Consider the following 22533-nt stretch of genomic DNA (forward strand, 5'->3'; position numbering starts at 1 on the left):
TCAAATAGCACCTCTGTACTATTTTTTCACTCAGTGACTATCACTCTCTCCATATGTTGAATTGTATTTCTTCATTAATAAGCTCTGCTACTTTTTTCATTATACGTGATACTCGCATTTGAGAAATATTCTCTATTTTAGCTGTTTGAGTTTTATTATATCCGTCAATCCTATAATCTAATATCCTCTGTTCTTTTTCATCGAGATATTCCTTAACTACTGAAATAACTTTATCTACATACACTTTATCTATAGCTATGTTCTCAACCTTTTCATTAGCTTCAATTGAATCTAGTAATGTTAGATTTTCACCATCTTCTGTTGCAATAGGCTCATCTAAGTACTTCACAGCTTGACCTACTTGCAGAACCTTAGCTATAGTATCTACAGGCTCATCTAACAAAGTTGCTAGAGATTCACAAGTTGGTGTATAGCCTAACTCTTGCTCTATTTGCTTAATTTTATTGATGATATCATTCGCTGTTCGTGTGGGCCTGAAAACCCGTGCAGAATCACGTAGAAAACAACGAATTTCTCTCACTATAGCTGTAACACTAAATGAAGAAAATCTTAAACCTCTGTCTACATCAAATGCTTTTACCGCCTTCATGAACCCGAGTCTACCTAATTGTAAAATATCATCTTTTTCAATACAGTGATTACGAACAATCAAATCGGGATCACCGATATATTTATGCACACTGTGCCAAATTAGGTTCTCATTTGCAATGATTACATCACCTAAATAATCACTATCTTCTTTAGCCATGAGGATATTTTCTTTTACGTCCATTGAATAAAAATGATGATCAGAAGCTAGATTATTGCTAATATGTTCTGGAAAATGATTTGATTTGCACATTAGAAGAATTATAACCTCCTTTCTTTATAATTTAGTGTCACTACGTAATATCATCAGAATATTTTCTAGGAAACTCTTAAAATTGGAATTTAATTCATGTTAAGATTAGTTGAACTTTTCTTCTCTATAATTTCTTCCATTTGCATATTAACCTTTAAAACCTTTGTATAGTATCGAATGTTATAGTTTCCCTTTTTCACATTACCGATACCTTGGTTGTAAGAAATTGTAGCCATTTTTAAAGTACCTGTCTGATTAATTAGTTGTCTAAGATAGCGAGTTGCTAGTTCAACATTTATTTCCGGATCAAATAGCTGCTTTTTAGTTACACCAAACATACTTGCAGTACTTGGTAAAATTTGCATGAGGCCGATAGCATTAAAATAGGATACAGCTGTTTTATCAAATGTGCTTTCAACCTTCATAATAGATAACAACCATAAAAAGCTTATATCATATTCCTTACCGTATTCTCTGCACAGTCGAATATAGCGAAAGGCACTTTCTTCATCTGTGTAGCTTGATAAAAATTTAGCTAATTTATGATTTTCTATTTCAACACTTTTATTTTTTACCTTTAAATATTTTTCTTTCACCCTAATCTTTTCTGTTTTTCTAGCACCTTCTACAATTGAATAATATTCGTTTATTATAAAATTCTTATATAAATTATTTGGGAACAAGTCTGAATGTTTAGCTGCTTCTGAAGGTGTAAAAAACGACATAAAAACTAAGATAATTAATGAGTTTAAGATAATTATTTTTTTCAACATAATCCCCATGTTCTTTTTTTTATTTGAATACTATACGGACTTAGATTTATATGAAATTACTGTTTAGTTCATTTGTGGGCAATATTATAAAAGATTATCTTGATCACCGACAGTAAGATCAACTTTTTCATCACTAACGTTTGTAGCTTGATGCTTCGTAATCAATTTTTTCCACTCTTCTTCAGTTATTTCCATAATTTCTGAATCATGCACTGCAAGTTGGTAGCCTATACCATCAGTCAATAAAATATTAAAATATACTTTTTCCTTTTCAAGAAACTTACCTCGTTCGTAATCAAACTTAATGTATGCTTTTTCATACCCAGCCACTTCCCCAGCAAACCATGCGTTTACCTCTGATTCCTCTATCTCACCTGAGTCAGTAGCTTGTTTAACCAAATGTTTGTTCACTGGTACATGAATTATTTTTCCTACAAATGACTTCACCAATTCTTCCGTCAAAATCATATTGCTATCTTTTATTAGTACTGACATAAAAAACCTCCTAGTTTTCATTAAACTCACATTATCCTTATACGTCTGAGAATAATTAAAGTTAAATAAAAAAGAGTGCTTTCGCACTCAAATTTACTTTCTTTTTATATAATTACAAAGTAATCGCTTTCTAAACTACACGCACTACATCTTTTTAGTAATTTTTTTGTATATGCATAAATAATGCTTCAAAATCTCGAAACCAATTAGTAATAGCAAATGATAATACATCACAAATACTTGTATTTCCTACACAAAATATAGGTTTTTTCATAGTATACACAGTATCTATTAGAATAACTTCGTCATTCGAAAAGACTCTATTATTATCGCTTTGTAAAATTAAAATATCTGTATAATCAGCCATATTTTTGCACTTTATATAATACTCATATGATGACATCCCATTTGCTATTCCGGGGGAATGCAATACTACAACCATGTTAGATGATTGATAAGGAATATTTTCTTCTTGTCCCCCAAGCATTAATAAATTTATCATAATTCTAATTCACCCTTTTCCAAAGGACATTAATTCTTCTATAAATAGCTCGAAGTATTGACTTTGTATGTAGACCGAAGCTCTAAGCATTCATATCAACAAAGCTTTTATTTGCTAATTCAATAGATACTAGTTTTTAAACCCTTGTATTTCTTTATTATTAAACATATGTTTTTCAACAACTAAATTCCAGATACTAACGTATTTTGCCTTTTCCATTACATTTATCCCCAAATTTTAATTTAGCTCGTTTTGGAACAGGTATAACACGTGTTTCTACTAATTTTTGAAAATTTCTACGGATCGTTTCTGCTGGAGTGGCATTCACAATATCATTTATCTTTTCACATCCATCATAAATTGACCAATATGCTGCATTTAGTTTGTTGTAATTTTCCCCCAGATCAGGAAATTGCTCCACAAGCACCTTTACTTTTTGGCGCACAGTTTGATGAGTATTCATTCCCTTTCATCTCCTTCATATATATTAAATTACTTACAAATCTATACTTTCTTATAAATTTATAAGTTAACATTTAGATTTTTTTCTTTAAAAGATCTATTTCATTTTCATCCATCTTTTTTCCCCATTTACGTCCTACTTCTATGTCGGATTTCAGTCCACAACTCAAAGGAAGAGCGTTACACATAACATCAGAAATTCGTTTTAAATTGGCATTACCAATGCCTTCTGGTACATCAAAAATAATCTCATCATGCACCCATAGTAAAATTCGACAGTCTAACTCCTTTAAGAGCGGCTGTAATTTAATAGATGCTAGTTTAATCATATCGCTCGATGTTCCTTGAATAATCGAATTAATCCCCATTCGAAATCCACGCTCTACTAACCATTTTTTTTGGGATTTCACCTCTTGGTAGACACGCCTTTTTCTACCAATGATAGTTTCAGTAAATTCAACTTCTATCATCTGTTTTTTCATTCTTTCTATCCAGATCTTTACCTTAGGGTATGTGTCAAAATAACCTTTAATATATTCCTTCGATTCATAAAGTGAAATTTCTAATGTTTCAGCTAATCCCTCCTCACCCATACCGTATATAATTCCAAAATTAACTACTTTAGCTAATTTTCTGATTTTTTCAAATTCCACACCATTTATAACATCCTCTCTCACATCAACAAGGTCAGTTGTATTAATAATTCCATCATTGTATAAGTTTCCGATAAATTTTATGTCGTAAAAACGTTCTTGTATAAATTCACCATCTTCATCTTGAAAGTGTCTAGCAATTTTTCTACAATACTGAAAATAATTGTAATCAAGATCTCTATTACTATTCCTCCTATTCAATATTCCTACAGCAGTCAAACTATGAACATCACCATCATTTTTAAAAATAGCCAGCAATGTTGGATCATTTGAAACGTGCGCTAAAACCCTAAGCTCCTGTCCGGAGAAATCAATACTAGCCAAAAGACGACCTTCATCGGCTACAAATGCATTCCTAATTACCCCTCCGACCTTAGATGGAATTTGCTGAAGATTCGGTTCTTTAGAACTCATTCGCCCAGTTTTAGTACCAACTGTTCCATAGGAAGTATAAACTCGTTCATCTATAGCGCTTTTTAATAGATTATCCGCATAAGCTGTTTTTAAGTTCACTTTCTCTCGATAATCAATTAAAAGCTGTATAACCTTATGCTTTGCACGTATTTTCTTCAAAGTCTTAATATCTATAGAGTTTGGTTTTTTCACATTCACTCTAGGCAATTTCAATTTATTATAAAGTGCATCTGACACCTGGACAGTAGAATTCAAATTAATCTTTCCTGTATGAAACCATATCCTTTGTCTAAGTTTCTCTATTTCATTAGTTAATGATCTTGCCACTTTTCCTTTAAGATACTCAACATCAAGTTTTACTCCATACCTTTCAGCTTCAATAACTATTTTTAAGAAAGGCATTTCAACATCGTAAAACAAAGAACTTAATTTATGTAAGTAATCTCTTTTAAACACCCCTACAAAATATTTGGCCAACTTACAAATCAACTCTGTATTTCTAATAGCACAATATGATACTAACTTTCCCGTTGGATCGCTATGATGCTTAATAGGTATCTTAAATGCAGTTTTTTCAGTCATCGTAACAAATTTATCAAATTCAATATTTAAGTAGTGTAAGGCAAGATGCTTTATTTCATTACTCTGATTTTCATCAAGTATAGCTGTAGCAATCATTGTGTCAAAAAAGGGATCAACATTAATGCCCAAAGTATTGTAAAGAATATGACAGTCAAACTTGGCGTTGTGAAAAATGAATTTATATCTTTTATCTTCAAGGATTGATTTTAATGTTCTTCTAATACTATTTTTTGATAAACATGTTACATCTTCTTCAATGTGTTTTAGAGGTAAGTAGTAACCCCTTGCCGATTTATGAGCATAAAATGAAATACTTACAATATCGTCTTTAAACACATTGCTACCCATTGTTTCTGTCTGAACTGCTACAGCAGTTTCTCCTTTCAAACAACTAATCATTTCCTCCATATTTTCCATTGTCCATACTATGAAGTAATTATCGGGAAGTACTATATGGTTGGCAATTTGTAAATTTTGTCGTTCATTCTTACACAGGCTTAAGGTTGGCTTCAGTTTCATATCTATATTAGTGTGCAATTTCACAGAACCTTTCATATCACAATCCCCTAATCCCACTACATAAATGAGCAATTGAATATATGTTAATTTTTCTACATCCCTACACCATTCTTATTTGACGAATACGTGTTTAAAGTGTATAAACTCTTATGCTGTACAATGTTTGGAACTGTACTCCGGCGCGTTTATAAGTAGATTACAACATCTTGTATATTTAAATAAGCTTCCTAACAATTTCATTCCATATTTGTGTAAGGCGTGATTTTGATAAACCCAATTCATTTGCTATCTCCGCTTTTGAATATCCACGGTAATGCAATAAAAAGATCTTCCTATCTCTATCTGACAGATCATGACAATACTCATAGTCAATTAGTATCTCATTCTCTAGGAAATTTATGTCTTTTCTACCAACCTGGATTCCAGATCCCATAGAACCTTTCTCGAAATCCACTTCATAATCTTCTTCAATTGGAACAGCATTTACAAGGCTAAGGTTTTTGTCTGTTCCACAATAACGGAAACAATCTTTAATCATATTGTCCATGATACTATTAATATAAGTAGAAACCTTCGCTTTTTCACTATCATACTTGTCTAACTTTCGATAAATCTTAATTAAAATTTCTTGTATTACATCTTCCTGTTCCATTCCTGCAAAATGTTTACCGCGTACTTTCTTCTGACATTTCTCCTTAGCTTTGTTTAAAAATGCGTCCACATCACCAGCGTCAAATAGTTTATCAAAATCAGCCATAATAATTGCCCCCTTGGTATGTATTATATAGTTATCAAATTTATATTTATTGCTTCAGCATCATAAATCATATCAATGAATTCTTCTGCAGGAATAAGGTCAATATCTTTTAATTTTCCAGCTATTAATAAATCATTGGCATCTTTATAAATGGTTGTTTCTACTTCATCGATTCCAAAGTGTCCATTAGGATAAATTACAGTATTTACTCTAAATGGTGTTAGTCTAGATAGTAAAAAATAAGATTTAATCGTACACTCAACACCCTGTTTATCGTTATCGAAAAATAAATTCACGGTTTTCATTCCGGATTTTAACAGTTCAAAAACCTGATCTTTAAATAAAGTACTTCCTAATAGTGCTCCCGCCGGTATACCTGCTTGATAACAAGATAATGTGTCAGTTTCTGACTCATTTAAAAATATTTCTTCGACTATTTTTGGACTTTGATTGATGTAATACAGCCCGTATACAATATCTTTCTTATCGATACCACTCTTATTTAAAAACTTTTTTTTTGATATGAATCTACGTTTTATGAATCTTATATCTCCACGACTTGTCCTAATAGGGAAAGTAATTGAATTAGTTTCTTGGTCAAATCCGATTTCATATTTATTTAGTGTTCGATCATTAAATCCTCTATTGTAGAGGTATGCAGGTCTTTTCCCAAAGTACTTATTTATATCTTGTTCATGTAACCCTACTTTCCTATCTTGTCCGCGATCATCCAAAATTCTTTCTATATTAATTGGTTTACGCTCTTCCATAGAGGTTTTAATATAGTTTTTTAGAAGATGTTCTCCCTGTAATTCAGAGTTGAATCCAACAACATATGTAATTAGTTGTTGTAAGTTTGTTGAATGGTTACACCCGAAACAATTAAAGGTATATGGGTAGTCTAATCTTAGCCCTGCGCTAGGGTTGGTTTCTTCATGAAAAGGACAACAAAACATAATATTTCCCCCACTTTTTCTAGCTTTCGTAAAAGCATAAGTGTTGTATCTATTATCTGTTTTCATCCATAGGTACCTTAAGTCACCTATTAAATCTTCAATTTCGATACTATAGCTTGATAAAATTTTTGACATATTCTATCCCTCCACAAACACTTATACGAATTGCTAGGTAAGTAGTTTAAAATATTTTAGATATTTTTTTACACCTCCATTTTGTAGGCTAGTTATATGTACCTCAGCCAGCTTTCTATTAGCTCAACATGTATTTTATCTTGTTAATATCATGACTAGTTAGAATTATTGGTAACATTTCCCGAAGTCTATTAAATTTTCATTTATAAATTTTCGTAGACTTCATCAAAAAAGCACTGAAGACGCCACCTTTTTCGGTAACGTCTTCACAATAATCCTTATCTTACTTTTTTCTCATCAGTAGACCTTTTGCACTAAATCATTAACCTTCAATTTTAACAAAATTCCAAGGATGTAGAATGTGCCCTCAACTATTAAAAAAGTCCTTATAGTTGTCATGTCATAATAGTTTAAAAATTAGTATGTATAACTATCAATTCCATCAATGTTATAAATACTTTGTATAGCAACTTTATTTTCTTCTAGATGTAGCAATGAGTTTTTAGGTAAAGAACCGAATAATCGATTTCCTTTTTTTCTTACGTAATTATTTAGTGATAAATAATGATAGTCCGGATTATTCGTAGCAAGACCCCTTAACCACAACTGTTGTGCATTAGAAGGACCCTTTCCTTCAAGTTCATCTAGTATTCTTAACCCTTCATTATTTCTTCCGTTTTTAATTAACCAGAAAGCCTGATTTTGTTTATGTATAACATCCTGTAATAGGATATCTAACCCCCAGTATATTTGAGTAAATTGGACTTTCATTTTGATTAATAATGACATATCTACTAAACCTGTTTGATCATAAATAGAACATGCTTCAGTAAAATATTTTAGAGCATAATCAGGGTCGTTGAACATCCATGATTCAGCTAAAGTAGTGAGTGACATCGCATGAATAACAGGACTTTTAGACTCTTCTAAAGTTTTATACGCATATACCCTAGCAGAATCAACATCAAAAAATTTCTGTAAATATAACATTTGAAGGAATTCATATAGTTTGATTCTATAAAATATTTTACTCGGCTTTGCTGGGATTTGATCAATTAATTTATCAATCTCTTTCAACGAGAACAATGCTTCATTGTATTTTTGTAAATCAGAATTAATGAACGCTATTAATAACTTTTGATAGACAAGATTTTCTAGTTTTATTACTTTATACCCCTTAGCCACCTCTCTCAAATTCAACAGTTCACTACGATGTTTTCTTTCTTGTATCCATAAAGGGGCATTTCCAATTTTACTAAGTTCTCTAAATGCGTGTATCCGGAAATAATTGATTTTAAACAACTCTCCTGATTCTCTTAAGCCAACATTTTGATGTGATTTTGCTAAATTAGTTAACATGTTTTGTAGGTCAAGATAGTTGTTTTGATCACAATATTCCATCGCTGCTTGAATTAATTCAGGTTTATTTTCCCTATTATCTATAATTTCCATTACGTACTTTAACATCAAGTCTGTCTCATGAAAAGTATTAGCAAGAGAGTCAAAAGCTCGAACAATACCCAACACAGAATAGAACTTACTAACATTCTCACCTTTTAAGAAATTAGATAAAAAACCTTTTTTTACGCCTGCTTTTTCTCTTAGCACCACTTGAGTTATTCCATATCGTTTCATCATTTCTTTTAACTTCTGGCCCGATTGTCTTTTAATAGCTATAAACCACCACTCCTCTAACAAATAGAGAACGTATGTTTGTGTTTTGTAAATTGATTATACCACATGATTTGTCCAGATTTAATAGTGAAATTACGTCAATATTCGACATATTTTTATCGCGTGTAAATAATCTCTATTTTATTAGCTGATTTTTAAGATTATATATAATGTAACTTTTTGTTTTGTTTATATAATTTAACTATTTTGTATATATTTTTTTCGGGCAAGTTTCAAGTTTTTTTCCATTTATATTCTCACCATTAATGACCTTCCATGCTGCACACTTTTTTTCATGAAATAACTGGCAATCCCTACATATATCTTGAATAACATTTTTACACTTCATGCGTAAAAAAATTTGCTCTTTAGCAACGTGTACTTTCCCTGCATACTCAAATGTTTTTGTACATTGCTTTTTATAGTCACAGGTTTTACATGTAGAATTTAAAATAGCTTGATTACTCATGTTCAACCAACTTTAAAATACTAAAGCCTTGCAAACTTAGTGATTTCCCCATCCCATGCTCAATTTCAATATAACTAATTGCTTCTTCAATGGCAGCAAGTACATCAGCACAATTAAAGTCACACTGTGTGACGAAAATATCATCATGTTCATTAAATGAATAAGTTAATTGACACTTCATTTTTCTTCCTCCTCAGCATCTAATTCAACCTCCACAGTCGTAACATCCTCAAACCTAACAATAATTAATTTACCCGTAGATTGGTCTTTAAAAGAACGAACCTCACCAGATTTGATTAATTCATGTACACTATTTCTAATGGCATTTTCTAACTCAAGAGTTGTAGCTGTTCTGACAACTTTATCCTCACCTTCACCTTTAACGAATTGCGGATCATCTTCTATCCAAGATATAGTCTGATACAAACCATTTCTTAGTAATATATTTAGTATGACTCTTATATTTTTCATACTTCTATGCCTCCTCTATCAAAATACCAGTTCTTCGATTGGTGTTTCTTCCCATACTCCATTGTCTATATCAGATCTTACATAAACATCTTTATCACGTACGCCACCCCGGTTTTTCTTAAGACTAAGCTTGAATGTTGTGTCAACCTTCCTAATGGTTATGACCTTCGTAGCTTTTTGGGCTGGATTATCAGATTCTTGAATTTGATGAAGTTCTGGACTCGCTTTTGCATCTTTTTTTGCATCTTCTGCACTTGTTCTACCAGCTTGAGCAATTAACATAATAGGTGTTTTAGTTGATAAATTAGTTTCACGAAGTTGGTTCGATATATTAATAATTCTTTTACGAATATCAGTCTCGCCTATTCCGTCACTCATGTCATATAATTGATCGATTACTATAAATACAGGTTTTTCATTTTCAATGATTGCTCTAATATCATTAGGAGTGAATTTTCTTCCACCGTTAGAATCCTGGGTCATAATTAGAAAGCTTGGGTTTTTTTTCATTAAATTCTTTGTATAATTTTTAAATTCCTGAGATTTTTTTAGTCTACCCTCGTTCAACTCTCTATTACTGAAATGTCCGTGTAAAGTATCTAAACGGTAAGCAACTTCTTGTTCCGGCATTTCTGTTGATATATATATTACAGGGTCATTTATATTAGCTTCTTTGAGAGAAACCCATACATGATACGCGAAATAAAGACCTACCAAAGACTTCCCCTCGTTTGTTCGTCCTGCAATAAGGATTAAATCATCATCCTTCCAACCGCTAGTTAGTTTATCTAATTCTTTTAAACCAGTAGTCAAACCTGCTATACCATCTGTACCATGCTTTTTCATGTACATTTCAAACCGATCCTCAGCATTTTTAATCCAATCATACCGAGTCATTTTATTAGTGAATTTTTTCAATAAGGTATCAAGAGTATTTCGCATTTCATTCATTGCTTCGAGTGTTTTTCCACTATTGACAATCTTTGAATTATCAACTAACACAGGCCTATAGTCCATATAAGCCCTTTGTTCTTTTAAGACACTTACTACATATTCAATAGAGTCCAACTCTTTCAAGCTACTAAAATCTTCAAATTGATTTTCTACGGTTATAATCGTTGGCAGGCTCCCACCCATTTCGTCTCGGTATTTTTCTATCCACTCAACTACATCTTCTAGTACTATAAAGTATGTACTGTCAATACTATGATTTCTCATAAAAAAAGGATCTTGAGATTGTAACCAATGGTTTAAATAATGTAATTCTGCTAACATGCTTGTCACCTTCTATCCTTTCCACTAACTTCCATAGCAACACATTTAGAATTCATCCTTGATACAATTCTAGAATTGAGCGCTTCTACTAACTGAATCTTGTTTAAGTTAGTACTATAAATGGTTGGCAAGTCTTTATTATAGCGGTAGTTAATTAATAAATATGTTTGTTCATTCGTGTAATTGGATGTTGTTCCTGAACCTACATCATCTAGCATAAGAAGTGGCACTTCTTTAATTGTATTTAATAAACTTGTTACATCATCATCATTTTTCCTGTATCTTAAAGCCTCCATCAAATCAGCATAGTTAATGAAATATGCCAGTGGTTGTTCAAAGTCAAATCTACTAGTTAAACAAGTTTTGTATATATATTGATTTAAGAGCATGGTTCCATGGAAAGTTTTTCCTACTCCTGATTTCGACCCCCAAAAAAGAAAGTTGTGTGCTGAGTCTTCTACAGTATTTAGAATGTTCAGTATATATAACTTCAATTTTTCAGCAACTACCTCATTACTGTTATCTTTAACATAATTATAAATATTCGCTTCTCTATAACGCTTAGGTATATTTGAAAGAGATAACGCCTTATCAAGACGATATTTTGGACTACAAAAAGATGTATCCGGTATAGGCACTTCGTTTTTATATCTTCTACACCAATTAGTAGCAATACATTGATTACACTCATCAAATGGTGATGATTTCATAACATTCCAGCTCCTTTAATCGAAAAATCCTCTTCTCTTCGTCCATTTAATATTGTTGTTTAAGACAGCTTTTGTTTTGATATTACAATAAGTATGTTTAATTTGTGTGGTATCTTGTTTTGTTTGAACTAATCGCTTTCGTACAACTGAGTGTGGATATTTTATTACTTTCTGTTCCCCACATTGTTGTTTTTCATCAGATAAAAACCACTGGTTAATAACATCTGTGTAATACAAAGGATTTACTGATCTACTTACTTCCTTATAAAGATTTGTTTCCATATATTGATCTTTTAAAGTATGAAATTTCTTTTCTAAATTTTGAAAATATCCAACTCTTATTTTATGAAGTAACTCTGAATGTACTATAATTGGACACTTGTTTAGTTCAGTTAATTCATACACATTTGTAGTACCTTGACGGGGAACACATAATAATAGTTCCTTTTGTTCAAGCGATTTAAGGTGCTTCTTCAAGGTTTTCCTTGACCAACCACTATATGCCATTAATTTCTCAATTGAGGGGTAACAAGAGCGCTTATCACCATATACAAAACTTCGAATCAGCCCATATAAACTTTTTTCTGGTTGATTAAGAAAATAACAATAATTTAGTTTGTTTGGGATAGATGTGAAGCCATTGTTAACTCCGCTGTTGTGTACAAAATCAGTTTCACAGTTTGTACATTCCTCTGAAAGGATATCTTCCAAATCAAACACCTCCATGTAGTTTTTCCTATTCCCTGTATACGAAATAAGCCAAAAGAAGTTAAGTAAAATCTAAAAATATCTTAGATTAAACAGCAAAAACTAAGTTTTTTGTGTTAATTGTGAATAATGGGTCGATGATTAATAGTAAAAAAGAAGAGGTTTTATACTAAAGAGGGAAAGAAGATGAAATGAATGTGGGCCTGATGAATCTACATAAAAAAAGTATCCCAAAAACATGGAATACATACTACCGCACTTTGAAAACTTTAGTTTTTTCTGTTGACGATACAGACTTTTATATCTTTACATTTAGGTAATTGGAAGGTCAAAATATATAATGCTTTTTATATTTACGTATATAAAAAGCATTATATATAGTAAGGGTAAAGGGATGTCCGAAAAGAAGATTCAAAACTAACAGAAGCAACACCCAAAAATTTGATGAAAGCTCATATTGAAATCGTACTTTTTAGACAGCCCTTCAGGTAGGCTTTTTACTCATTTAATGGTTGATCATTCTTTTTTTGCCCATTGTATATCGCTGGGTGCCAGTTCGATGGAGATATACGTGGTTTGAACGGAGGTAACTCAACGTAACCTACTCCATATTTTATTCCAAAATGAGTTTTATTAACAGGTGTTGAACCATAAGAACTATCTCCAAAATGAATAACAGATTCAAAATGTCCTTCTTGAGTAATTTGTAGTGAACCTCTAAGGTCACCAGATAAATGGTTTCCTTCATGTACTTTATACGATGTCCCTCCATTGTGTCGTACAAAACCAATTAACGGACTAACAACGGAGTTACCTTGTACTATCATTGAATCTCTAGTTCCAGTGGAGTAACTATGACTGACTAAACCAGGAGAGATATAAGGAGTTATACTTCCCGATAATGCTAAGACATTAGACATTCCGCTATCTCTAACACCTCTAGTACCTTTAGTATAATTACCTTCTTTACCATTTAGTGAAAGGGGAATAGTACTTCCTGATGCTAATAGAGTATAGTATAAACCACCTTCATTAATCTTACGTACCCCATAGTCGAAAGTACCTTCTTTAACACCACCCAAACCAGTTACTATAGATACCTTACTTAATGAAGGAGTAACATCTTCTATGGACGATGCTAAAGCTACGGCTATCCTTACATCATTATAAAGTCCCTTCTGCGCCCAATCTTCCACTGAAATACTTTCTAAACTGGATTTATTCATTCCTGACGAACCTATACTATCTAAGTCTACAGTTTCCCAGTTAGGTGTAATTAAAGGTAACGGAAATAGTTCAAACTCACCCACTGCCGTGTACGAAGGATCTCCGTTATTACTGTAAATATCTAACCTGTAATATCTGTACTTCTTATCACTAGGCGTGAGGATTGTAAATAAACGCTTTTCATTAGAATCCCAATCCGCCTCTTCAGTGACCGTATGTAAGATATCAAAACTTACCCCGTCCACACTTCCTTGTACGGTCCAATCTCTAGGTGCAGTTTCGGCACCATTAGATGCATTTCTACTTGTAATACTGTATTGGCTCACAATTAATTCTTCACTTAAATCAATCTGTAACCAACCCGAAGTACGGTGTATATAAGTTATCCAACAATCAGAGGCATCTATATTTGTACCATTAAAGGCTTTGTATGCACTGAAGTCAGCGGTTGATACGAATGTCGATGATGCCGAAGAAACTAATTTTTCTGACTGATTAGCTTGCATACGTAAAGGTAAAGCCCTACTAAGGAGGGAGGGATTATTTGAACCATCAGGTTTGTTGATTTCCCAAGTCTGACCACCGTCAAAACTGACAAGGTACTTTATATTAGTAGAAGATGGCTTTGTTTCAATTACTTCTAAACGTTGTATATTCCGTCCTTCTACTTTTCCTTCAGGACTTCCTAAGGTAGTTATATAATCAGTATCTAATTCATAAGCTCCCTCTGCTTTTGATAAAATAAGTCTTCCCCCCTCAACGGAAAGGGGGTGGGGGAAATCATATTCTGTAGGGTCGTTAAAATTAAAATCTACCACTTGATTTCACCCCTTTAAGGTAACTTGAATAGAACTATTTTATGAGGGAAGGAACAGTTTCCCCAGTCAGTGATAAGGATAACTTTATACCTAACATCACCTATAAGTATCTCATCCTCGTTAACTAAGTTATCCGGGCGACATACATATACCCCCTCCAACTCTCCTCGCATCCCTTCATATATCCCTTCTAAGAAAACAGGGGACACAAAGACATAATCACCCCATACTGATGGCGAGTAGTTATAGCTTACGTACCTTTGGTAGATCGCACTGTATAAATTTTCTGCTTTATCCCGCATAACAGTGGGGTAACCGTGCCTAAACTGCGTACCTACAGCAGTTACCATACCACTATTATTCCCTTCGTCTGTGTACCTTTTCATTAAACCTAGATACGCAGCATTAGTAGCTGGTTCATTAGCAGAAGGATCTAATACTGTCGCAAAAAATAACCTATCCTTGTTTATATCCATATACAACGTAATAGGTATATCAAGGTGATTATTAAACCTATTTGTATCTTTAGATGTATAGTACATCTGTTGGCCTGGTCCACTTGCTTCGAGTGTGCTTGGATCAAACGATTCAACACATGAAACCCACATCCAGTTACCACCTAAATCCCCATCCTGTAACTCCGTATTATAAATCCCGTCATTATCTAAATAAATAATCACGTTATCATTACCACTTGTACCTGAACTTTGTAAGAAAGCAGCACTAACCTGATCAGGTTTAGTATCTAGTTCACCCATATCATAAAATTCCAGGTGCTTTAAATAAAGTGGACCCGAACTGAACCGTTCGATTGTTAGCTTGTAATATCTGTATGCATCACTGTTGGAGAATTTAAAGAATTTTTTCTGTCCTTCTCTCCATTCTGTTAAATCTTCTCTTATATCTAATGGAGTGAATTCAGAGTTATCATTTGACCCCCATAAGGTAAAGGATTTTGGGTAGTACGTAGCAATATTTTCTTCTCCTCCATTGTCAAAGGCCCCTATAGAGTATGCGTTAACGACTTGTTCGTTACCTTCACCAAAATCATATACTATTAATTCGTTAGTAGAATTACTATAGTGCCAGTGCTCATTATCCTTAGAAAAAACTTCAGCAGGGTAATAGCTAGATAAATGATGACCTCCAACAGCTTGATGAGGAACCCCATTCTTATCGTTAACAGAATTGATATAAGTTAAGCGTATAGTTTTTCCATAAGGTATTTTGGTTAGTGCGTAACCTTCGGTTTCAGCTTTATCTAGGATAGCCTGAAAAAGTGTACCTAAAGTAACTGTTTCTTTAAAAAAAGTCATTACCTCTCCTCCTTAAATTTTTGGAAATAAATACATATTGGTTTGTTTAAAATCTTCAGGGCAGAAATTATTAAGTCTGTTACTACCATCAATAGTAGAAGACGAGGGAAGTTCAACTGCTAAATACTCAATATCATCGATTGTAATATTATCTATCTTTCGAAACGACCCATCTTGTTTACATACTAGTAGGTCTAGGACACCCCTAATACCCCAATGAGTAAGAAACAACTTTGACGGATAAACTGCCCCTCCCCATCCTTTAGGGTTATTGGATAAGATGGATTTTATAATCATGTGTTGGGTACCACTTTTTTGCATGTGAAAACCAGTCTGGTACACTCTTCCATTGTAATTGTAGCTGTGAGCGATTCCGGTACCCATAACAAAGCCTTCTTCACCTGGGTCAGATGACCAAGCAGGTTTTCCTAAATACACAAGATTGGTACGTGAGTGTAAAACATTCACATCTGAGTAATAAGCAATGATTACTCTTTCTTTTGTGATACTCATATAATAGCGCATAGGTAAGTTATTAGGATTATAGTTATTAAACCACTGATCTAATAGAGGCATAGATTCATTCTTTTCAATATTGAATGTACCATCTTGTCCAGGTGTTTCACTTGGGGTATACGAATCAGCTGTAAAACAATAGTACCCTTTTAAATGATCGTCTAGGTCGTTATCTTTATCATAAAAACCATTCTTAAACCCTATACAGCTGTTACTAACACTTGATTTAAATACCCAGCCATCATTATTATTTAGTGAGTCCCGTACACCTATATTCGACGAAACCATTAGCCACAAAGGTTCACCTGATTCATCCGTTGCGTTTGTTATATGGTCGGCAATTGTAGGTATTAGGTCTTTCGCAAGACACTTACCTTCAAAATACATGAAACTCAATCCCTTCTACTTTTTTTCAATAAAATAAGCGTATTTCTTGCGGTCTTCATTAAAGTTATCGTGAACGCTTAAATGGTACTCTGGTTTGTAGACGCACAAATACTCTTTTCCATCTATCAAAACATAGCCGTTGTTAGGGACTATTGGACCTTGGTAATCTGAAGTAAAGTTAGTGACCAACATCCCGTCTAGTTCACCCCGAAACCCTTCGACCGAGTAGGTGAGAGGGATATTAGTCGCTAAAAATTTACCTCCATACCCCTTTCTCCCTGTGGATATTTCAAATGTATTACTGTAACGAACGTTGTAAACTGGAGCAAAAACCTTTTGCCTACTTCTTAGTAATCTAACCGAATTAAAGTAGTTTTTATCAGCACCGTAACTTGTTGCTATACAACCAGCTGAACTGTCGGGTTCATTACTGTATCTTTTTATTAAACCTAAGTAAGTAACTGGATTGATTCTATTAACGTCAGTTATGGGTAGTATATTATTGGTCACGATGATAACTCTATCTTTAGTGACGCTGATTTGGTAAAATATTTTCGCTGTTTCTTCTGTCACCCTTGCATATGTACTGTCATTATGGTACCGATGACGTTCCGTTATATACCTACCCCATTCTCCGTTTGTATTAGGCTCGTCAGAAGGAATGTACGACTCTGTGATAAAGAAACGATGACCAAAATACCAATTAACATCAGGGAAATCGGTCTGTACCCCTATATAGATATTGTCCTCCCCACTTGTCCCCTTACTATAAAAAACATAACCGTCGTCATCTACTGTTTCTCCTACATTACTTGAAATCATTTCCCATAATGGCTCATCCTCACCTTCAGGAATTGTCTGAAGAATCTCTGCAAATTTCGCAGGAAAATCAACTACTCTAACCTCACCTTCAAACCACATCTAATCCACCTCCATCATTGTGCAAATAAAGCACTTATTCTTATCTTGTAAGGACCTGATGTACTACCTACGTTGTTTAGATTCAAGTGTAAATTTCCTGTCCCATCCTCATCCACGTAGGGAATATCAATCAGGTCGTATAATGTATTTGCTGATATCGAGTTTCTATAAAATAGAAATTGATCTTCACGATTAATACAAGATACAATCTCAATTTCAACAGCAGAGCCTTCAGGCCCCTCCACAAAAACTGTTTTCAACAGTAACTTATCTGTTTTGGGTTCAATAGGCAGGGAAACTGTAAGAGGTGATTCAATAGACACTAGTTCTTCATCGTGTCTAATTGTCACAATCCTACCAATCTTCTTTTCTAGTGATACTACTTTTCCATAAACAACTGCATCCACCCACTACTCACCTACCTTCCTTTTAGGTTAGACGGAATCATTATTTAATACCTTACGGATACTGATTTTTTTGATTAAACCCGTTTGTTCATCGTAAGAGTAGGTTTTTGTAATTGTTTTAGATCCCACCGTCAATGTTTCTGATTCAACATTTCCGTCTTCATCGTATACGTACACAACCCTCTTAAGTTGTGTAGGAGAGTTGGTGGACATATCATTGATAGTCTCACTTAACACTTGTCCATCTTCATTGATTTCATAATCGATATCAACGTCATCATTTTCAATGTCTAAGGCTCTTAGCTGCTCGTATAATGAGTTAAATCCTCCATCGATACTCTTTATCTGAGAAGAATGTATTTGAGTCACTATCTCCACCCCTTAGTAGTTAATTTTAAAATCACCATTTTTATATAAAATCACACGTAATTTATCATTCCGTGGGTATTCATAATCGTAATCCGTACCGTGTACAGCAGTTTTCCAAACTCCTAACATATTAAACTCTGCTTCGACACCTTCTACAGTTACATCACTAGGTGAATCATGTTCAATATAATAGGCGAACCTTATTTGATCTTTCCCCTCAATTAACACGGACCACTCAGCATCTGTTAAGTTGTTGAATGTCTCTACATCTGTACCTTGCTCTTTTATTTCAGAAAGGTTTTCTATATCCACCCCTACCCAGTTTCGGAGGGTAGTATTATAAGCTAACCAACTTTCCCCACTGTCTACACTAGTCAGAACTTTGATAATTGAACCTTCCTCTTTACTGAATGAAACATTAATATTATTTAGAGATTCTACGTAAGTGAGGTCGATGTCAGTAGAGGATTTTATAACATCTGCTTTAGGCGTAACAGATAGTTCTATACCTAAACTACTTTCTTCAGCATATGCGAGTAATGTAGGTTGGTCACTAGATAACTGGTTAACAAATTCCTCGTTAATGACAGATAAATCACTCATTCCATGTAGGTTAAACATTTCAACTGTAGGAGGAGCTTCCCCTACGGTATCCCAACTAGATTGATTAATTGTTTTTATTACCCCGCCATCGTCAATTAACCATTTACCGTAAAGAATCTTATCTATTAATAAGACGGGTCTAAATGAGGATGTCATGCCTGTAAAGTAAGAACTTACAAAAGAAAGATTACCTCCTCTAGCTGTTCTTACGTGCGAGTCATAGGTGTTAGTAGTAGAAGTCAACGTGTCGTTGTTGTTCAAATTCCAAACACCTTCATCCCCTGGCGTAATCAATCCACCTAAGTCACCATTAGTGATATACTGGTCCCACTCATTGTCTTTATCATCTTCTGAAACGCCCCCTGTTAGAAGGCGGGTTGTAAATTGGTGACCGATGTACTTATTCTCATATATATTAAATGTGTGTAGTATAACATTTGCCCCGTAGTGAACAACGTTTCTGTAAGTAGAAAGAATATATAACACTACATACCTCACTCTACGATTAGAGTTAATTACGTACTTCCGTTTAACGCTATCGTCAGGGTTTTTTTCTTTAAGAACTGTACTATACGTACTAAAATCACCACTATCTTCTGTAGCAACTTTGATTTCAAAATCTTTTAATCCATAACGTGAGATATCTCCTCCAGCTTTCAATTCCACACTTGCAATCTCGGTTTCTCTACCTAGATCTACTTTCACCCAAGCAGGGTAGCCACTTAGTGATGAATTTAAGATACCAAATCTAGTTTCGTCGTCTTGATCGAATAGATTTTCAATCACTCTATCATCAACATGACTACCACTAAAAGAGTAATTTGATGCTTCATTACTAGCAATATCCACTATCTGCTCGAATTTAAAAGGCAAACCACTACCGCTCGCAATTCCAACATTATTCAATGTGTCCCAACTAATTCCGGTCTGTACGTTCCGATCAGCTATTAACTTCAACCCACCTAGACGGTCTTTATCAACACAAATGTAATAAAAATCACCGTCAGGTGAAGGTGCCGCTGCACTTTCAGGAGGGATTAAGTCACTTGTCTGTTCCCCTAACCCACTGAACACCCCCACCAAACCTGATTCAGCAGCGTAGTGACATCTAATGCGTTTACCAATCGCTAACTCAGAAGGGTCTGTTACTTCATCAGGATGGAATAGGCGATCACCTTCATTTATAACTTGAGAAGCCTCCATCTTTTAACCCTCCTCCCTATACTCAAAGACAGGTCTAAACCCTTGAAGTTGGTCTGAACTAATACCGCTAAAGAATTTCACGTCACCTAGTCTTCCTCTCAGTACTCTATATATACTGCCCATGATCTCAATCGTAGGTGTGTCCTGTACCCACGATGAAAAATTACCGTAATGAAATACATCTTCTAATGTTTTTTCATCTTGGATTAATTCTGTAGGGAAGTTCACTACATATTTGTCCCACTCATTATTTGTAGGCCATCCACCAAAGCCTTTATCTTCAGTGGACTTATTACCGTACTCATCAACATAAGATGCCCCGCCAGTGAGAGAACGGACAACTACATTCCCAAAAGCCGTAGGGCCTCCCTGAATGAGTTTAAAGCTGTTTAAATAATCCCAACTATTCTTATAAATAACCCTATCTGAAATCAGTAAACCTTCAGTTACTTTTACAGCGTACCAAAAGTTTTGCATGGGATTAAATGGTAAGGGGGACGGCATTTCACTCTTCCCCCCACTCCCTAATGCAAATACCCATCCAGTATCGACATTTACTTTTACGTAGTCACCAACCTGCATATCCTCTATATTTTCCCTTAATTGCCCTGTTGTAGCAGGAGCACCCATACTATCACCTCACCCTTATCTTGTTTATAGCTTTATACTGTGTTTTATCTAGTGTAAGGGAAAGGATATTCCCTTCCTCAAAAGAATCAATTACACCCATCCTCCCTAAGTCAACGGATGTAGTTAATTTAATAGACTCACTAACTGTATTTCTGATATCACTATCACCTTCAAGGTACTCCATAACACTGACAGGTAAACGGTCTAGCCTTGAAGATGGAGATATATCAAACGTAGATGTAAAAGGCTGTTCTCTTGATGCAGTATCAACTGATTGCTCAATTTGTCGAACATCACTCCCACCGCTACCTTCTTCCAAAACGGCTACACGTCCCTCAATAGATTTAACTTGCTCTATCTTTGCAAGACCGTAGTCATTTTCTTTAGTAAATAAGAGATACCCACCTTCAGGTAAATCAGCTAGGAATGTAATAGAATTATCGTTGTTTTCTATATACCCTTTCCCTATATACGATTTAACTCCATTAACGTACACTTCTACTTCATTTCGGCCTGCTGTAAAATCAAAATCATTTAATTTGTAGGTATCTACTCCTTCTTCCACCCTCTGAATCTCCTCGAGGAGGAATCGATCAGGCTGCTTATTTTTATCAATAATCTGAAAGAGTAAAAGAGAACCTACGACAGGTGAAAATAATAAAGTGACCTTATTATCTATATCAACGGAATACTCTTCCCCCGAATTTAATAACTGTCCGTTATAATAGACCTCAAGATTTCTACCAGGTGCGTTAAAATCGTGTGATAATTGGTAAGATATTTGATCAGGCAAAGTGACCAAGTGTTCCTCTAATTCTAAGGAAAGAGGTAGAATTGAGCCCCATCGATCTCTACGTCTAATTACAACTACTTCTGAAGAATTCAATAGGCTGTTAAATTCGATTTTAGTGGAGTTGATTTCGCTATAATCAATATCTCTTATCTGACGAATACCACTACGGAAGACTTCAATTTCATTTTTACCTACTGTGTAGATACCGTTATTAATAGCTACTTCAGACTCTCCACCAGTAGCCTTATATATTTCATAAAGATAACCAGTTAATGATGTACCCCCACCATTACCTTGCTCATTATCAAGACGCTCTTTTAAACTACTAAAAGTAAAGCCATCTTTATTTGTGCGTGCCTCGATTACCTCAGTACTTGTAGAACCAGTACCTCCGTCACTTCCGTTAAGCTCTAATTCTGTCACACGTTCTTTTAGATCATCAGCCTGTTCGCCCAAGTCGTTTATACGATATTCATGGTCTGTGACTGTAGTTACTATTTCCCTTACGGTACCTTCAACATCGTTAATTTTATTACTGTTAGAAAGAATTTCAGATCCGTGCTCATCTAACGTCCTCTTGAAAATTGTTAACTTATCGTCCTGTAATGAATTGAGTTCATCAATGTCACTAAGTCGGTCATCCTGCTCTTTATTTTTATCTTCTATGTCAGCTATGTTCGCATCTTGTTCATTATTTTTATCTTCGATCTTTTCAAACCGTTTAGATAAACCTGTCTCATTACCTCGAGCGGTATCTATCTCACTTAGATAACTATCTATTTCACTATGCGTTCTAGTACCTCGATTTAATAACTCATTGTGGTCTACTGAACTTATTGAAGATTGTTTTCTAATCCTGACTGCCATTCTTTCACCTCCGCACCAAACAAAAAAGCGTAGATAACTACGCTTTAATTACACATTTA

At 34.2% G+C, this 22533-nt stretch carries 24 protein-coding genes; all 24 read right to left on the reverse strand.

What is annotated here, in order from left to right; all coding sequences use genetic code 11:
* Positions 1-40 precede the first annotated feature (40 nt).
* The gene (locus tag ACSVDA_RS11815; RefSeq protein ID WP_485883414.1) at positions 41-862 is read right to left on the reverse strand and encodes a sigma-70 family RNA polymerase sigma factor; all 822 of its coding nucleotides are present in this window, start codon (positions 860-862) and stop codon (positions 41-43) included.
* Between the two features lie 89 nt (positions 863-951).
* Positions 952-1632, reverse strand: coding sequence for a lytic transglycosylase domain-containing protein (locus tag ACSVDA_RS11820; RefSeq protein WP_485883416.1), 681 nt, complete (start codon positions 1630-1632; stop codon positions 952-954).
* 87 nt (positions 1633-1719) lie between these two features.
* On the reverse strand, positions 1720-2130 hold the full coding sequence (locus ACSVDA_RS11825; protein ID WP_485883418.1) for a hypothetical protein: 411 nt from the start codon (positions 2128-2130) through the stop codon (positions 1720-1722).
* 154 nt (positions 2131-2284) lie between these two features.
* On the reverse strand, positions 2285-2632 hold the full coding sequence (locus tag ACSVDA_RS11830; RefSeq protein WP_485883420.1) for a hypothetical protein: 348 nt from the start codon (positions 2630-2632) through the stop codon (positions 2285-2287).
* Positions 2633-2828: 196 nt separating this feature from the next.
* A complete protein-coding gene (locus ACSVDA_RS11835; protein WP_485883422.1) occupies positions 2829-3095 on the reverse strand; it encodes a hypothetical protein in 267 nt (88 codons plus the stop codon).
* A gap of 73 nt (positions 3096-3168) precedes the next feature.
* A complete protein-coding gene (locus ACSVDA_RS11840) occupies positions 3169-5298 on the reverse strand; it encodes a DNA polymerase (RefSeq protein ID WP_485883423.1) in 2130 nt (709 codons plus the stop codon).
* A gap of 178 nt (positions 5299-5476) precedes the next feature.
* Positions 5477-6019, reverse strand: coding sequence for a sigma-70 family RNA polymerase sigma factor (locus ACSVDA_RS11845; RefSeq protein WP_485883425.1), 543 nt, complete (start codon positions 6017-6019; stop codon positions 5477-5479).
* Positions 6020-6042: 23 nt separating this feature from the next.
* Positions 6043-7110, reverse strand: coding sequence for a toprim domain-containing protein (locus tag ACSVDA_RS11850; RefSeq protein WP_485883427.1), 1068 nt, complete (start codon positions 7108-7110; stop codon positions 6043-6045).
* 417 nt (positions 7111-7527) lie between these two features.
* Entirely contained in the window at positions 7528-8748 is a 1221-nt protein-coding gene (locus tag ACSVDA_RS11855) for an AimR family lysis-lysogeny pheromone receptor (protein ID WP_485883429.1), read from the reverse strand.
* A gap of 238 nt (positions 8749-8986) precedes the next feature.
* On the reverse strand, positions 8987-9253 hold the full coding sequence (locus ACSVDA_RS11860) for a hypothetical protein (protein ID WP_485883430.1): 267 nt from the start codon (positions 9251-9253) through the stop codon (positions 8987-8989).
* Positions 9246-9434, reverse strand: a complete 189-nt coding sequence (locus ACSVDA_RS11865; protein WP_485883432.1) for a hypothetical protein — start codon at positions 9432-9434, stop codon at positions 9246-9248. The genes ACSVDA_RS11860 and ACSVDA_RS11865 overlap by 8 nt, the downstream gene beginning before the upstream one ends.
* The gene (locus tag ACSVDA_RS11870; protein ID WP_485883433.1) at positions 9431-9724 is read right to left on the reverse strand and encodes a hypothetical protein; all 294 of its coding nucleotides are present in this window, start codon (positions 9722-9724) and stop codon (positions 9431-9433) included. Before ACSVDA_RS11870 ends, ACSVDA_RS11865 begins: the two co-directional genes overlap by 4 nt.
* An 18-nt stretch (positions 9725-9742) precedes the next feature.
* Entirely contained in the window at positions 9743-10999 is a 1257-nt protein-coding gene (locus ACSVDA_RS11875) for a DnaB-like helicase C-terminal domain-containing protein (protein ID WP_485883435.1), read from the reverse strand.
* 5 nt (positions 11000-11004) lie between these two features.
* The gene (locus ACSVDA_RS11880; protein ID WP_485883436.1) at positions 11005-11709 is read right to left on the reverse strand and encodes an ATP-binding protein; all 705 of its coding nucleotides are present in this window, start codon (positions 11707-11709) and stop codon (positions 11005-11007) included.
* Positions 11710-11724: 15 nt separating this feature from the next.
* The gene (locus tag ACSVDA_RS11885) at positions 11725-12420 is read right to left on the reverse strand and encodes a helix-turn-helix domain-containing protein (RefSeq protein WP_485883438.1); all 696 of its coding nucleotides are present in this window, start codon (positions 12418-12420) and stop codon (positions 11725-11727) included.
* 494 nt (positions 12421-12914) lie between these two features.
* Positions 12915-14462 (reverse strand): discoidin domain-containing protein, encoded by a 1548-nt coding sequence (locus ACSVDA_RS11890; protein WP_485883439.1) that lies wholly within the window; start codon positions 14460-14462, stop codon positions 12915-12917.
* 14 nt (positions 14463-14476) lie between these two features.
* Positions 14477-15778 carry a hypothetical protein gene (locus ACSVDA_RS11895; RefSeq protein WP_485883441.1) on the reverse strand — a complete coding sequence of 434 codons (1302 nt, stop codon included), beginning with the start codon at positions 15776-15778 and terminating at the stop codon, positions 14477-14479.
* Between the two features lie 12 nt (positions 15779-15790).
* Positions 15791-16681 carry a hypothetical protein gene (locus tag ACSVDA_RS11900; RefSeq protein ID WP_485883442.1) on the reverse strand — a complete coding sequence of 297 codons (891 nt, stop codon included), beginning with the start codon at positions 16679-16681 and terminating at the stop codon, positions 15791-15793.
* Between the two features lie 15 nt (positions 16682-16696).
* On the reverse strand, positions 16697-17602 hold the full coding sequence (locus ACSVDA_RS11905) for a hypothetical protein (RefSeq protein WP_485883444.1): 906 nt from the start codon (positions 17600-17602) through the stop codon (positions 16697-16699).
* 14 nt (positions 17603-17616) lie between these two features.
* A complete protein-coding gene (locus ACSVDA_RS11910; protein WP_485883445.1) occupies positions 17617-18009 on the reverse strand; it encodes a hypothetical protein in 393 nt (130 codons plus the stop codon).
* A gap of 27 nt (positions 18010-18036) precedes the next feature.
* Positions 18037-18378: a hypothetical protein gene (locus tag ACSVDA_RS11915; protein ID WP_485883447.1), complete on the reverse strand. Its 342-nt coding sequence runs from the start codon at positions 18376-18378 to the stop codon at positions 18037-18039.
* A 12-nt stretch (positions 18379-18390) separates the two neighbouring features.
* Positions 18391-20184, reverse strand: a complete 1794-nt coding sequence (locus ACSVDA_RS11920) for a discoidin domain-containing protein (RefSeq protein WP_485883448.1) — start codon at positions 20182-20184, stop codon at positions 18391-18393.
* A 3-nt stretch (positions 20185-20187) separates the two neighbouring features.
* On the reverse strand, positions 20188-20814 hold the full coding sequence (locus ACSVDA_RS11925) for a hypothetical protein (RefSeq protein ID WP_485883450.1): 627 nt from the start codon (positions 20812-20814) through the stop codon (positions 20188-20190).
* A gap of 4 nt (positions 20815-20818) precedes the next feature.
* The gene (locus ACSVDA_RS11930) at positions 20819-22474 is read right to left on the reverse strand and encodes a hypothetical protein (RefSeq protein WP_485883452.1); all 1656 of its coding nucleotides are present in this window, start codon (positions 22472-22474) and stop codon (positions 20819-20821) included.
* Positions 22475-22533 lie beyond the last annotated feature (59 nt).

This window comes from Cytobacillus sp. Hm23 (genome assembly GCF_051842895.1).
GTDB lineage: Bacteria > Bacillota > Bacilli > Bacillales > SM2101 > Nanhaiella.

What these genes read in the sequence shown, in the direction of transcription:
- ACSVDA_RS11870 (WP_485883433.1), bottom strand. Translation starts at nt 9,724, where the DNA reads ATGAAAAATATAAGAGTCATACTAAATATATTACTAAGAAATGGTTTG.
- ACSVDA_RS11815 (WP_485883414.1), bottom strand. Translation starts at nt 862, where the DNA reads ATGTGCAAATCAAATCATTTTCCAGAACATATTAGCAATAATCTAGCT.
- ACSVDA_RS11825 (WP_485883418.1), bottom strand. Translation starts at nt 2,130, where the DNA reads ATGTCAGTACTAATAAAAGATAGCAATATGATTTTGACGGAAGAATTG.
- ACSVDA_RS11840 (WP_485883423.1), bottom strand. Translation starts at nt 5,298, where the DNA reads ATGAAAGGTTCTGTGAAATTGCACACTAATATAGATATGAAACTGAAG.
- ACSVDA_RS11855 (WP_485883429.1), bottom strand. Translation starts at nt 8,748, where the DNA reads ATGATGAAACGATATGGAATAACTCAAGTGGTGCTAAGAGAAAAAGCA.
- ACSVDA_RS11880 (WP_485883436.1), bottom strand. Translation starts at nt 11,709, where the DNA reads ATGAAATCATCACCATTTGATGAGTGTAATCAATGTATTGCTACTAAT.
- ACSVDA_RS11850 (WP_485883427.1), bottom strand. Translation starts at nt 7,110, where the DNA reads ATGTCAAAAATTTTATCAAGCTATAGTATCGAAATTGAAGATTTAATA.
- ACSVDA_RS11830 (WP_485883420.1), bottom strand. Translation starts at nt 2,632, where the DNA reads ATGATAAATTTATTAATGCTTGGGGGACAAGAAGAAAATATTCCTTAT.
- ACSVDA_RS11895 (WP_485883441.1), bottom strand. Translation starts at nt 15,778, where the DNA reads ATGACTTTTTTTAAAGAAACAGTTACTTTAGGTACACTTTTTCAGGCT.
- ACSVDA_RS11835 (WP_485883422.1), bottom strand. Translation starts at nt 3,095, where the DNA reads ATGAATACTCATCAAACTGTGCGCCAAAAAGTAAAGGTGCTTGTGGAG.
- ACSVDA_RS11860 (WP_485883430.1), bottom strand. Translation starts at nt 9,253, where the DNA reads ATGAGTAATCAAGCTATTTTAAATTCTACATGTAAAACCTGTGACTAT.
- ACSVDA_RS11845 (WP_485883425.1), bottom strand. Translation starts at nt 6,019, where the DNA reads ATGGCTGATTTTGATAAACTATTTGACGCTGGTGATGTGGACGCATTT.
- ACSVDA_RS11900 (WP_485883442.1), bottom strand. Translation starts at nt 16,681, where the DNA reads ATGTATTTTGAAGGTAAGTGTCTTGCGAAAGACCTAATACCTACAATT.
- ACSVDA_RS11920 (WP_485883448.1), bottom strand. Translation starts at nt 20,184, where the DNA reads ATGGAGGCTTCTCAAGTTATAAATGAAGGTGATCGCCTATTCCATCCT.
- ACSVDA_RS11865 (WP_485883432.1), bottom strand. Translation starts at nt 9,434, where the DNA reads ATGAAGTGTCAATTAACTTATTCATTTAATGAACATGATGATATTTTC.
- ACSVDA_RS11925 (WP_485883450.1), bottom strand. Translation starts at nt 20,814, where the DNA reads ATGGGTGCTCCTGCTACAACAGGGCAATTAAGGGAAAATATAGAGGAT.
- ACSVDA_RS11930 (WP_485883452.1), bottom strand. Translation starts at nt 22,474, where the DNA reads ATGGCAGTCAGGATTAGAAAACAATCTTCAATAAGTTCAGTAGACCAC.
- ACSVDA_RS11875 (WP_485883435.1), bottom strand. Translation starts at nt 10,999, where the DNA reads ATGTTAGCAGAATTACATTATTTAAACCATTGGTTACAATCTCAAGAT.
- ACSVDA_RS11905 (WP_485883444.1), bottom strand. Translation starts at nt 17,602, where the DNA reads ATGTGGTTTGAAGGTGAGGTTAGAGTAGTTGATTTTCCTGCGAAATTT.